Raw genomic sequence first — 12,082 nt, 5'->3', positions numbered from 1 at the left:
CAAATGCATCCGCAGGGCGAAGCGCGCACTTCGCGCCGAGAATCGTCGGCCATTCCCGGCCCCGTGTTCCGTTCCCTTTCCGCATGCGCTTTCGCCCCGTCTTCCTGGTTCTTTCCCTCGGCCTTTCCCTCCCGCTGCTGACCCACGCCGCGTCGCCGCGCACCTGCCTCGTCGTGGGCGTGAGCGACGGCGACACGCTCACCGCGCGCTGTGGTCGCAGCGGTGCCTACGAGCAGGTCAAGGTGCGCATCGCCGCCATCGACGCACCCGAGAAAGCGCAGCCCTACGGCCAGCGCAGCCGCCAGGCGCTGAGCCGCCTGTGCTACGCCGAGAAGGCCGTCATCACCGAGCGCGACACCGACCGCTACGGCCGCACCGTGGCCGACGTGCGCTGCAACGGCGAAGACGCCGGCCGCCGCCTGGTGGCCGAGGGCTGGGCCTGGGTGTACGACTACCACGGCATCGCGAAGAAGCGCGGCGGCGACCTGTTCCGCCTCGAAGCCGCGGCGCGTGCGCAGCACATCGGCCTGTGGGCCGACACCGCGCCGACGCCGCCGTGGGACTGGCGGCGCGAACGCCGGGAGCAGCCGCGCAGCAACAACAACCATGGCGGCTCGCGGCCCTGGGGCGACGTGCGCTTCGAACCCCTGTCATGACGGCTTCATGGGCGTGCGGGAGCATCGCGGGTTCCCACGATTCCCACGGACCCCCAGGACATGGCCAAAGACTTCGCGCGCATGGAGGACTCGAACCCCTCCGGCAATCCCACCATCCACGACGTGTCCGATCCGCAGCGGCGGGTCTTCGTGCGCGGCGGCCTGGCGGCGGCCGTGGCGGGCCTGTTCGGGCCGCTGGCCGGCTGTGCCAGCACGGGCGCCGGCAGTAGCAATAGCGCAGTGAGCGGCCTGGGCCGCAGCATCGGTTTCAAGAGCGTGCCCATGGCGGCGGTCGACCAGGTGGTCGTGCCCGAGGGCTACCGCACGCAGGTGATCTACCGCTGGGGCGACCCCACCGGCATCGCGGGCCGCATGCCCGCCTTCAAGACCGACGCTTCCGACTCCGCCGACGACCAGGCGCTGCAGGCCGGCATGCACCACGACGGCATGGCCTTCTTCCCGCTGGACGGATCGAACCGCGGCCTGCTGGTGCTGAACCACGAGTACGTGGACGACGGCCTGCTGCACACCGACGGCATGAAGACCTGGAGCGCCGCGAAGGTGCGCAAGTCGATGCACGCGCACGGCGTGTCGGTGATCGAGCTGCAGCGCGACGGCGCGGCCTGGCAGCAGGTGCTGCCCTCGCGTTTCGCGCGCCGCATCACCGCGCTCACGCCGATGACGCTCACCGGCCCCGCGGCCGGCCACCCGATGCTGCGCACCGCGGGCGATCCCTCGGGCACGCAGGTGCTCGGCACCTTCAACAACTGCGCCAACGGCCAGACGCCGTGGGGCACCTACCTGACCTGCGAGGAAAACTTCGCCGACTACTTCGAGGGCACCGCCACGCCCGACGCGCACCAGAAGCGCTGGGGTCTCAAGAAGGGCAACGGCGCCAAGTACCGCTGGCACGAGCACGAAGAACGCTTCGACGTGGCCAAGCACCCGAACGAATCGAACCGCTACGGCTGGGTGGTCGAGATCGATCCGCAGGACCCGAGCTCCACGCCGCGCAAGCGCACCGCACTGGGCCGCGCCGCACATGAAGGCGCGGCCGTGGCGCTCACCGACGACGGCCGCGCCGTGGTCTACATGGGCGAGGACTCGCGCTTCGAGTACATCTACAAGTTCGTGAGCCGCGACAAGGTACGCCCCGGTGGCGCCGCCGCCAACCGCGACCTGCTCGACCACGGCACGCTCTACGTGGGCCGCTTCGACGTCGACGGCACGGGCGAGTGGCTGCCGCTGGTGCAGGGCAAGGGCGGGCTGGTGGCCGACAAGGGCTTCGCCACGCAGGGCGACGTGCTCATCAAGTCGCGCCAGGCCAGCGACCTCCTCGGCGCCACGAAGATGGACCGCCCCGAGTGGACCACCGTCGATCCGCTGACGAAGGAGGTCTACTGCACGCTCACCAACAACAGCAACCGCGGCGCCCCGGGCCAGCCCTTCATGGACGCGGCCAACCCGCGTTCCAACAACACGATGGGCCAGATCATCCGCTGGAAGGAAAGCGGCGACCTCGACGCCACGAAGTTCGCGTGGAACCACCTCGTGCTCGCGGGCGACCCGAAGCAGACGCGCTACGAAGCGCAGGGCAACGTCAAGGGCGACGCCTTCGGCAGCCCCGACGGCCTGATGGTCGATGCGCGCGGCGTGCTGTGGATCCAGACCGACGTGTCGACCTCCACGCTCGGCAAGGGCGACTACACGAACCTGCCCAACAACCAGATGCTGGCCTGCGACCCGACGAAGGGCGAGATCCGCCGCTTTCTGCTCGGCCCGGCCGGCTGCGAGATCACCGGCCTCACGGCCACGCCGGACCTGCGCACGCTGTTCATCAACATCCAGCACCCGGGCGAGCCGGCCAACGAGCGCAGCGACCCCGAGCGCCCGCTCGCGGTGTCGAAGTGGCCCGACGGCGCAGGCCGGCCGCGCTCGGCGACCGTGGTCATCACGAAGATCGACGGTGGGGTGATCGGCACCTGACGCGGCCAGGGGGCGCCTCGCGGGGGCGCCCTCGGGGCTTCAGCAGTGGCCCGAGTACCAGCAGCGCATCTCGGGCATGAGCAGGCCCCAGACGAAGCTGATCGCGCACACGATCAGCATCAGCAGCGCGAACATGCGCAGGCCCTCGGCGCCCCAGCGCGGCGCGAAGATGCTCACGAGAAAGCCCGAGAGGAATGTGCCTTCGAGCCAGGCCGCGCCGCCCCAGCGCAGGATCCATAGCCAGAACAGCGCATCGAGCGCATGAAAGACGACCCACCAGAGCAACGTCATCGCGCGGCGTGGGACGTGCTTACGACTCGCTGCGGCCCTGCACGTCGGCCACCACGCGCGCGTTGCGCTGGAAGCTCCAGTAGGCGCTGGCCCAGTCCCACATCACGACCACGCGGTTGCGGAAGCCGATGAGGAAGTACGCGTGCGCGAACAGCCAGAACAGCCACGCAGGCCGGCCGCTGAAGCGCAGCGGGCCGAAGGGCGTGCCCAGGTCGACCACCGCCGAGTTGCGCCCGATGGTGGCCAGGTTGCCGTAGTCGGCGTAGCGAAACGGCACCGTGGGCTGGCCCGCCAGGCGGCGCAGGATGTTCGCCGCCGCCGCACGGCCCGCCTGCTTGGCGCCGGGCGATACGCCGGGCACCGGCTTGGGCGGCTTGCCGGGCGCGTGGCTCATGGCCGCGGCCAGGTCGCCCACCACGCTGATCTCGGGGTGGCCGGCCAGGCTCAGGTCGGGCTCGACCTTGATGCGGCCCGCGCGGTCGCACTCGACGCCCGTGGCGCTGCCGAGCAGCCGGCCCAGCGGCGAGGCCGCGACACCGGCCGCCCACACCACGCAGCTGCTGGGAATGCGGTAGCTTTGCAGCGGCGTGCCGTCGGGGCCGCCGCCGGTCTGCACTTCGAGGCCGGCGTTGTCGATGGCGGTGACGCGCGCGTTCAGCCGCACTTCCACGCCGAGCCGTTCCAGTTGCTCGAGCGCCTTCTGGCTCAGGCTTTCGGGCATGGCCTGCAGCACGCGCGGGCCGCCCTCGACCAGCAGCACCTGCGCGCTGCCGGGGTCGATGCGGCGGAACTCGCCCGCGAGCGTGTGCTTGGCGATCTCGGCCAGCGTGCCGGCCATCTCGACGCCGGTCGGCCCGGCGCCGATCACCACGAAGGTGAGCAGCGCGCGGCGGCGCTCGGGGTCGGCGGTGGTCTCGGCCGTCTCGAAGGACATCAGCACGCGGCGGCGGATCTCGAAGGCATCGGCCAGCGTCTTCAGGCCCGGCGCGGCGGGCGCCCACTCGTCGTGCCCGAAGTAGCTGTGGGTGGCGCCGGCCGCCACGATCAGGTGGTCGTAGGCCACCTGGCTGCCGTCGGCCAGCTGCACCGTGCGCGCGGCCGGGTCGATGCCCGTCACCTCGGCCAGCAGCGTGGTCACGTTGGCCTGCTTGCGGAACAGCGCGCGCACCGGCGCCGCGATCGACGGCGCCGCAAGCCCGGCGGTCGCCACCTGGTACAGCAGGGGCTGGAACAGGTGGTGGTTGGTCTTGTCGATCACCGTCACATCGACGTCGGCCCGCTGCAGCTGGCGCGCTGCCTCGAGTCCGCCGAAACCGCAGCCGATGATGACAACGTGGGGCCTGGCCGAAGGAGAGGGGGTTTGCATCGCCCGAATCATACGCAGCGGGCCGGGGCGTTCCGGGCCGCTTGCGCGCAGGACGGGCTCCTGCGGCGGCGCGGCGGCGGCGTCTTGTCCTACGTGCTTTTGTCGCCGGTATGGGCTAAAACTTCCGGCTCACCCGACTGGAGACACCATGACGTTTTCCCGGCCGATCGCCCCCGTGGCGAGCGCCTTGCGCGAGCAATTCCGCACGGTGCGCGCCGCCAGCGTGGCGCTGGCCGCGCCGCTGTCCGCCGAGGACCAGTGCATCCAGTCGATGCCCGACGCCAGCCCGACCAAGTGGCACCTGGCGCACACGACGTGGTTCTTCGAGACCGTGCTGCTGCAGCCGCATGCGGCGGGGTACCAACCCTTCGATACGCGTTTTCATTACCTCTTCAACTCCTACTACGAGGCGCTCGGGCCGCGCCACCCGCGCCCCCAGCGCGGGCTGCTCACGCGGCCTTCGCTCGATGAAGTGCACGCCTACCGCCGCCATGTCGACGAGGCGGTGCTCGCGCTGCTGGCTGCGCCGGAGGCGCTCGACTGGGTAGCCATCGAGGCCATCGTCGCGCTCGGGCTGAACCACGAGCAGCAGCACCAGGAGCTGCTGCTCACCGACATCCTGCATGCGCTGTCGTGCAACCCGCTGCTGCCGGCGTACAAGCCCGCGAGCGGCCCCGCGCGGCGGCTGGCGGCCGTGCCGGCCGAGGTGCGCTGGCTGGAACAGCCGGGCGGCACGGTCGAGGTCGGGCATGCGGGCGAAGGCTTCTGCTTCGACAACGAGACGCCGCGCCACGCCGCCTTGCTGCGCCCCTACGCCATCGCCGACCGGCTCGTGAACTGCGGCGACTACGCGCAGTTCATCGCCGACGGCGGTTACCGCCGGCCCGAGCTGTGGCTGTCCGACGGCTGGGCCACGGTGCAGGCGCAGGGCTGGCGCCACCCGGCCTACTGGCTCGAAGCCGACGACCCGCGCATCGCCACCCTCGGCGCCGGCGGCGGCCCTGCCGCGCCCGGCGGCTGGCAGGTGTTCGGCCTGCACGGCGTGCGGCCGATGGAGGCCGACGCGCCCGTGTCCCAGCTGAGCTTCTACGAGGCCGCCGCGTACGCCGAATGGGCCGGCGCACGGTTGCCCACCGAGTTCGAATGGGAGGCCGCCTTCGACGCGCCCGGCATCGCGCAGATGAGCGGCCATGTCTGGCAATGGACGCGTTCTTCGTATGACCCGTACCCGGGCTTTCGTCCGCTGCCCGGCATCGCGGCCGAATACAACGGCAAGTTCATGGTGGGCCAGCTGGTGCTGCGCGGCGGCAGCGTGGCCACGCCGGCCGGCCACACGCGGTCGAGCTACCGCAATTTCTTTCCGCCGGCGGCACGCTGGCAGTTCTCGGGGCTGCGGCTCGCGAAAGACCTTTGACCGACACCTCGATGGAGCCGAGCACCATGCGCAATCCGACCGCCCCGTTCGCCCTCGCCAGCCACCTGCAGCGACAGGAAGCAGCGACCCCGCCCGACACCGCCCCGTGGTCCGAGTTCGGCCGCGCCATGCAGGCCGGCCTGGCGCGCACACCGCGCCACATTTCGCCCAAGTTCTTCTACGACGTGGCCGGCTCGCAGCTGTTCGACCGCATCTGCGAGCTGCCCGAGTACTACCCCACGCGCACCGAGCTGGGCATCCTGGGCGCCTGCGCCGGCGAGATCGCCGCGCAGATCGGGCCGAACGCCGAGATCGTCGAGTTCGGCGCCGGCTCGCTCACCAAGGTGCGGCTGCTGCTCGACGCGCTCGAATCACCCAAGCGCTACCTGCCGATCGACATCTCGGGCGAGCACCTCGAAGCCGCGGCAGCGCGCCTGAAGGCCGACTACCCGGCGCTCGCGGTGCAGCCCATCGCGGCTGACTACACCATGCCGCTCGTGCTGCCCGCGCCCCTGGCTGGGGCGGGGCGGCGCGTGGGCTTCTTTCCGGGCTCGACCATCGGCAACTTCGAGCCCGACGAGGCGCTGGCGTTCCTGCAGCTCGCGGCGCGCATGCTGCGCGGCGGCGGCCTGCTGATCGGTGTCGACCTGGTGAAAGACCCCGACCGGCTGCACGCGGCCTACAACGACGCGCAGGGCGTGACGGCGGCGTTCAACCTCAACCTGCTGCGGCGCGCGAACGCCGAGCTGTCGGCCGACTTCGACCTCGACGGCTTCTCGCACGCGGCCTTCTACAACGCGCCGATGCGCCGCATCGAGATGCACCTCGTGAGCCGGCGCGCGCAGAGCGTGCAGCTGCGCGGCGAGCGCTTCTCGTTCGAGGAAGGCGAGACCCTGCACACCGAGTACTCGCACAAGTTCACCGTCGAAGGCCTGCAGGCCCTGGCGGTGCGCGCGGGCTTCCGCGTCGGGGCGGTGTGGACCGACCCCGAGCGGCTGTTCAGCGTGCACTGGCTGCTGAGCTGATTCGCTAGCTGTCCAGCCCCGCCAGGCACACGTACTTCACCTCGAGGAAATCGTCGAGCCCGTACTTCGAGCCCTCGCGCCCCAGCCCCGATTGCTTGACGCCGCCGAACGGCGCCTCGGCCGTCGACACCAAGCCGGTGTTCACGCCCACGATGCCCGATTCGAGCGCTTCGGCCACGCGCATGATGCGGCCGATGTCGCGGCTGTAGAAGTACGCGGCGAGGCCGAACTCGGTGTCGTTGGCCGCGGCGATGGCTTCGGCCTCGGTGTCGAACGCGAAGATCGGCGCCAGCGGGCCGAAGGTTTCCTCGCGCGCGAACAGCATGTCGGGCGTGGCGCCGCCGATCACGGTCGGTTCGTAGAACTGGCCCCCCAGCGCGTGGCGCTTGCCGCCCGCGAGCACGGTGCCGCCCTTGGCGACGGCGTCGGCCACGTGTTCCTCGATCTTCTCGACCGCCTTGGCGTCGATCAGCGGGCCCTGGTTCACGCCGGCCTCGGTGCCGTTGCCGACCTTCAGCGCGTTGACCTTGGCCACCAGCTTCTGCGTGAAGGCCTCGAGCACGCCGCGCTGCACGTAGAGGCGGTTGGCGCACACGCAGGTCTGGCCGGTGTTGCGGTACTTGGAGACCATCGCGCCTTCGACGGCGGCATCCACATCGGCATCGTCGAACACGATGAAGGGCGCGTTGCCGCCGAGTTCGAGCGACAGCTTCTTGATGGTGTCGGCCGACTGCTTCATGAGCGTGCGGCCCACCTCGGTCGAGCCGGTGAAGGTGAGCTTGCGCACGATGGGGCTGCGCGTCATCTCGCCGCCGATCTGGCTGGCCGAGCCGGTGAGCACCGACAGCAGGCCCTTGGGCACGCCCGCGCGTTCGGCGAGCACGGCAAAGGCCAGCGCCGAGAACGGCGTCTGCGTGGCCGGCTTCACGACCATCGCACAGCCGGCCGCGAGCGCGGGCCCGGCCTTGCGCGTGAGCATGGCGGTGGGAAAGTTCCAGGGCGTGATGGCGGCGGTGACACCCACGGGCTGCTTCAGCGCCAGGATGCGGCGGTCGGCCTGCGGCGCGGGAATGGTGTCGCCGTAGACGCGGCGCGCTTCTTCGGCGAACCACTCGATGAACGAGGCGGCGTAGGCGATCTCGCCGCGGCTCTCGGCCAGGGGCTTGCCCTGCTCGGTGGTCATGATCAGCGCGAGGTCGTCCACGTTCGCGAGCATCAGGTCGTTGAGCTTGCGCAGGATGGCCGAGCGTTCCTTGGCGGGCACCTTGGCCCAGGCCTTCTGCGCCTTCTCGGCGGCGGCGATGGCGCGCACGGTTTCCTCGGTGCCGCACATGGGCACGGTGCCGATCTGCTCGCCGGTGGCGGGGTTGGTGACGGCGACGGTGGTGCCGTTGTCGGCATTCGCCCAGGCGCCGGCGATGCAGGCCTGCTGGCGCAGCAGGGTCGGGTCTTGGAGTTTCAGTGGCATGGGTGGTTTGTCTCAGGCTTGCAATGCGGCGGCGAGGATGTCGAGGCCTTCGCCGAGCACCGCGTCTTCGATGGTCAGGGGGAACAGGAAGCGGACCACATTGGCGTGCACGCCGCAAGTCAGCAGCAGCAAACCCGCGTCGCGCGCTCGGGTTTGCACCTGCTTCGTGAACGCGGGGTCGGGCGCGCCATCGGCGCCCGCGAACTCGACCGCTACCATCGCGCCCAGGCCGCGCACGTCCGCGATCTGCGGCACCTTGGCGCGCAGGCCTTCGAGGCGCGCCTTGAGCCGGTCGCCCAGTATTTGCGCGCGCTCGCACAGGCGTTCGTCCTCGATCACGTCGAGCACCGCATGCGCCGCCGCGATGGCCAGCGCGTTGGCGGCGTAGGTGCCGCCGAGGCCGCCGGGGGCGGGCGCGTCCATGATCTCCGCGCGCCCGCACACGGCCGACAGCGGCGTGCCGCCGGCCAGGCTCTTGGCCATCGTCATGAGGTCGGGCACCACGTCGTGGTGGTCCATGGCGAACCACTTGCCGGTGCGCGCGAAGCCGGTCTGGATCTCGTCGGCGATCAGCAGGGTGCCGTGGCGGTCGCAGATCTCGCGCAGCGCGCGCATGAAGGCGGGCGGCGCGGCGTAGAAGCCGCCTTCGCCCTGCACCGGCTCCAGGATGATGGCCGCCACCTGCTCGGGCTCGATGTCGGCCTTGAACAGCTTGTCGATGGCGCGCAGCGAATCGTCCACCGACACGCCGTGCAGCGCGATCGGCGCGGGCACGTGGAAGATGCTGCCGGGAAAGGGCCCGAAGCCGGTCTTGTACGGCACCACCTTGCCCGTGAGCGCCATGCCCATGAACGTGCGGCCGTGAAAGCCGCCGCCCAGCGCGATCACGCCGGGCCGGCGCGTGGCGGCGCGCGCGATCTTGATGGCGTTCTCGACCGCCTCGGCGCCGGTCGTGAAGAAGGCGGTCTTCTTGGCGTGGGTGCCGGGCGTGAGGCGGTTCAGGCGCTCGGCCAGCGACACCACGCTCTCGTAAGGCACCACCTGGTAGGCCGTGTGGGTGAAGCACTCGAGCTGCGCGCGAATGGCCTCCACCACGCGCGGATGCCGGTGGCCGGTGTTGAGCACCGCGATGCCCGAGCCGAAGTCGATGTAGCGCCGGCCTTCGACGTCCCACAGCTCGGCGTTGAGCGCGCGCTCTGCGTAAATGGGAAAGCCGATGCCGACGCCGCGCGGCGTGGCGGCGATGCGGCGCGCGTCGATGGCGGCGTTGGTCTTGGATGTCATGAGAGATTCCTTCGTTGCTTGTGTGAGTTGGAGGCTCAGTGGCTGCCCGGCGCCACCATGCGATGGCGGATCTGGTCGGCGACCACGGCCACGATCAGCAGCGCGCCCAGCACCACCATCTGCAGGTACGAGCCCACGCTGGCCAGGTTCATGCCGTTCTGCACCAGGCCGATGAAGATCGCACCCATCACCACGTTGGGCACGCGGCCGATGCCGCCGCGCAGGCTCACGCCGGCGATCACGCAGGCCGCAATCGATTCGAGCGCCACGGTGCCGCCGAGGTTGGCCTCGCCGGTTTCCACGCGCGCCGTGAGCAGCAGGCCGCTCACGGCCGCCAGGCCCGCGCACAGCAGGTAGGCCATGAGCAGCACGCGGCGCGTGTCGATGCCCGACAGCGCCGCGGCCTTGGCGTTGCCGCCCACCGCGAGCAGGTGCGTGCCGGTCGGCAGGCGGCCCATGAGCACGCCCATGCCGGCAACGCACACGGCCGTCACGAGGATCGGCACCGGCACGCCGAGCACGGTGCCGAAGCCGAACAGCTCGCTGAACTGCGCCGGTATGCCCGACACCGGCACGCCGCCCGTGAGGAACAGCGCAAAGCCGAAGCCGATCGACTGCACGCCCAGCGTCACGATGAAGGGCGACACGCCGATCACCGCCACGCCGAAGCCGTTGACCAGGCCCACCACCAGCCCGGCGAGCATCCCGCAGGCGCAGCCCACGAGCACGACCATCCAGGCCGCGTCGGGAAAGACCGCGCCCAGCGACTGCATGGCAAGCGCGGAGACCACCGAGGTGATCGCCATCACCGTGCCCACCGAGAGGTCGAAGCCGCCGGTGACCAGCGCCAGCATCTGGCCCAGCGACACGAGGATCAGGTAGACCGACTGGCGCAGCAGGTTCACCAGGTTCTGCACCGTGAGGAACTGGTCGGACAGCGTGGCGAACACCACGCAGGCGATCACCAGCATGAAGGGCAGCACGCCCAGGCGCAGGAAGAGGCTGCGCAGCAGGCCGAGGGCGCGCCCGACCAGGCCGGGCGTGGGAGCCGCCGGGGCGGCGGTGAGGGAAGGCGAAGTCATGAGGAGGGGTTCTCGCTGGGGCCGAAAAACAGGTTGAGCACGGCGGTTTCCTGGATGGCGTCGCCATGCAGCTCGCCGGCGATCTCGCCGCGGCACATCACGTACACGCGGTGGCTCAGGTGCAGCACCTCGGGCAGGTCGGACGAGATCACGACCACCGCCGCGCCGCCTTCGCAGAGCTTGCGGATCACCTCGTACAGCGCGCTGCGGGTGCCCACGTCGACACCGACCGTGGGCTCGTCGAACACGTAGAGCGCGGCGTCGCGCGTCATGCCCTTGCCGAACAGCACCTTCTGCTGGTTGCCGCCCGAGAGCAGGCCCACGGGCCGTTCGAGGTTGCGCGGCGCGAGCTCGACGCGCTCGGCGGCCGTCGTCGAAAGCCGCCGGCCGAGGCGCTTGCGCAGCCAGCCGCCGCGCCCGCGCAGCGGCCCGTGCACGAGGGGCAAGGTGATGTTGGCGCGCGAGGTGAAGCCGAGCACCAGCCCTTCGCCCTTGCGGTCCGGCGGCAGGTAGAAGAGGCCCTCGTCGAGCAGCTGGCGCACCGTCGCGCCGGTGCGCGGCCGGCCCTTGAACAGCACGCGGCCTTCGCTCACGGGGTCGAGCCCGTAGATGGCACGGAACAGCTCCGACTTGCCGCAGCCCACGAGGCCCGCGAGTCCGACCACTTCGCCGCGCCGCACCGTGAGGCTGGCGTGACGCACGCCGTTCGGCGAGGCCAGCCCGTCGACCTGCAGCACCACCTCGCCGGGATTGGCGGTGATGCGCGGATAGATGTTCTCGATGGCGCGCCCGCTCATCAGCTCGATGAGCCGGTCGGCGCTGGTCGCGTGGGCGTCCACCGTCGTGACCTTGCGGCCGTCGCGCAGCACCGTGATGCGGTCGGCGATCTGCGCGATCTCCTGCATGCGGTGCGAGATGTAGACGATGCCCACGCCGCGCGCCTTCAGCCGCGCCACCAGTTCGAACAGGCGCTGCGTCTCGGTGTCGGTGAGTGAGGCCGTGGGTTCGTCGAGGATCAGCACCGACACCTCGCCGCGCAGGCCCTTGGCGATCTCCACCATCTGCTGCTGTGCGCGCGTGAGGCCCGCCACGGGCGCCTCGACGTCGATCTCGAAGCCCAGATCGGCCAGCATCGTGCGGGCGCGTTCGCGCACCGCCGCGCGGTCGAGCAGGCCGCCCTGGCACGGCTCCTCGCCCAGGCTCAGGTTCTGCGCCACCGACAACGTGGGGATCAGCGAGAACTCCTGGAACACCGCGCTGATGCCGTGGCGCCGCGCGTCGTGCACGTTGGCGAACTTCACCGGCGCGCCGTGCATGCGGATCTCGCCCGCCGTCGGCACATTGGCGCCGGCCAGCAGCGAGATCAGCGTCGACTTGCCGGCGCCGTTCTCGCCGAACAGCACGTGCACCTCGCCGGCGCGCAGCTCGAAGTCCATCGCATCGAGCGCGAGCACGCCGGGGTAGCGTTTGCCCAGGCCGAGGGTCTGCAGCAGCACGGGAGCCATGGCCG

The 12,082-nt window shown here is 70.8% G+C and carries 10 protein-coding genes; 4 read left to right on the top strand and 6 right to left on the bottom strand.

Going from position 1 to position 12,082, the window contains the following annotated elements; translation table 11 throughout:
• The first annotated feature begins 83 nt into the window (after positions 1–83).
• Together AC57B8_RS05730 and AC57B8_RS05725 are read left to right on the top strand one after the other, a co-directional pair.
• Complete coding sequence (locus AC57B8_RS05730) at positions 84–656, top strand: thermonuclease family protein (protein ID WP_496478931.1); 573 nt, start codon at positions 84–86, stop codon at positions 654–656.
• A 60-nt stretch (positions 657–716) separates the two neighbouring features.
• Entirely contained in the window at positions 717–2,642 is a 1,926-nt protein-coding gene (locus AC57B8_RS05725; RefSeq protein WP_496478930.1) for a PhoX family protein, read from the top strand.
• A gap of 39 nt (positions 2,643–2,681) precedes the next feature.
• On the opposite strand, the gene AC57B8_RS05720 is transcribed toward AC57B8_RS05725, so the two are convergent.
• Both AC57B8_RS05720 and AC57B8_RS05715 read right to left on the bottom strand, forming a co-directional pair.
• Complete coding sequence (locus AC57B8_RS05720; RefSeq protein WP_095948968.1) at positions 2,682–2,933, bottom strand: hypothetical protein; 252 nt, start codon at positions 2,931–2,933, stop codon at positions 2,682–2,684.
• Positions 2,934–2,952: 19 nt separating this feature from the next.
• A complete protein-coding gene (locus AC57B8_RS05715) occupies positions 2,953–4,299 on the bottom strand; it encodes an NAD(P)/FAD-dependent oxidoreductase (protein ID WP_496478929.1) in 1,347 nt (448 codons plus the stop codon).
• Between the two features lie 148 nt (positions 4,300–4,447).
• Between AC57B8_RS05715 and egtB the strand changes: the two genes are divergently transcribed.
• The gene (gene egtB, locus AC57B8_RS05710) at positions 4,448–5,713 is read left to right on the top strand and encodes an ergothioneine biosynthesis protein EgtB (protein ID WP_496478928.1); all 1,266 of its coding nucleotides are present in this window, start codon (positions 4,448–4,450) and stop codon (positions 5,711–5,713) included.
• Positions 5,714–5,739: 26 nt separating this feature from the next.
• Positions 5,740–6,738 (top strand): L-histidine N(alpha)-methyltransferase, encoded by a 999-nt coding sequence (egtD, locus tag AC57B8_RS05705; RefSeq protein WP_095747679.1) that lies wholly within the window; start codon positions 5,740–5,742, stop codon positions 6,736–6,738.
• A gap of 4 nt (positions 6,739–6,742) precedes the next feature.
• Here egtD and AC57B8_RS05700 read toward each other — a convergent pair whose 3' ends face one another.
• From AC57B8_RS05700 to AC57B8_RS05685, 4 genes are read right to left on the bottom strand one after another with little or no spacing between them, the layout of a single operon-like run.
• The gene (locus AC57B8_RS05700) at positions 6,743–8,206 is read right to left on the bottom strand and encodes an NAD-dependent succinate-semialdehyde dehydrogenase (protein WP_496478927.1); all 1,464 of its coding nucleotides are present in this window, start codon (positions 8,204–8,206) and stop codon (positions 6,743–6,745) included.
• 12 nt (positions 8,207–8,218) lie between these two features.
• Positions 8,219–9,490, bottom strand: a complete 1,272-nt coding sequence (gene gabT / locus AC57B8_RS05695) for a 4-aminobutyrate--2-oxoglutarate transaminase (protein ID WP_496478926.1) — start codon at positions 9,488–9,490, stop codon at positions 8,219–8,221.
• Between the two features lie 35 nt (positions 9,491–9,525).
• A complete protein-coding gene (locus AC57B8_RS05690) occupies positions 9,526–10,572 on the bottom strand; it encodes an ABC transporter permease (protein WP_496478925.1) in 1,047 nt (348 codons plus the stop codon).
• Positions 10,569–12,077, bottom strand: coding sequence for a sugar ABC transporter ATP-binding protein (locus AC57B8_RS05685; protein WP_496478924.1), 1,509 nt, complete (start codon positions 12,075–12,077; stop codon positions 10,569–10,571). The genes AC57B8_RS05690 and AC57B8_RS05685 overlap by 4 nt, the downstream gene beginning before the upstream one ends.
• Positions 12,078–12,082: the final 5 nt, after the last annotated feature.

This window comes from Variovorax sp. BGA-UO-ETr-C22 (assembly GCF_059567965.1).
This window is presented reverse-complemented; position numbering and strand designations above follow the sequence as displayed.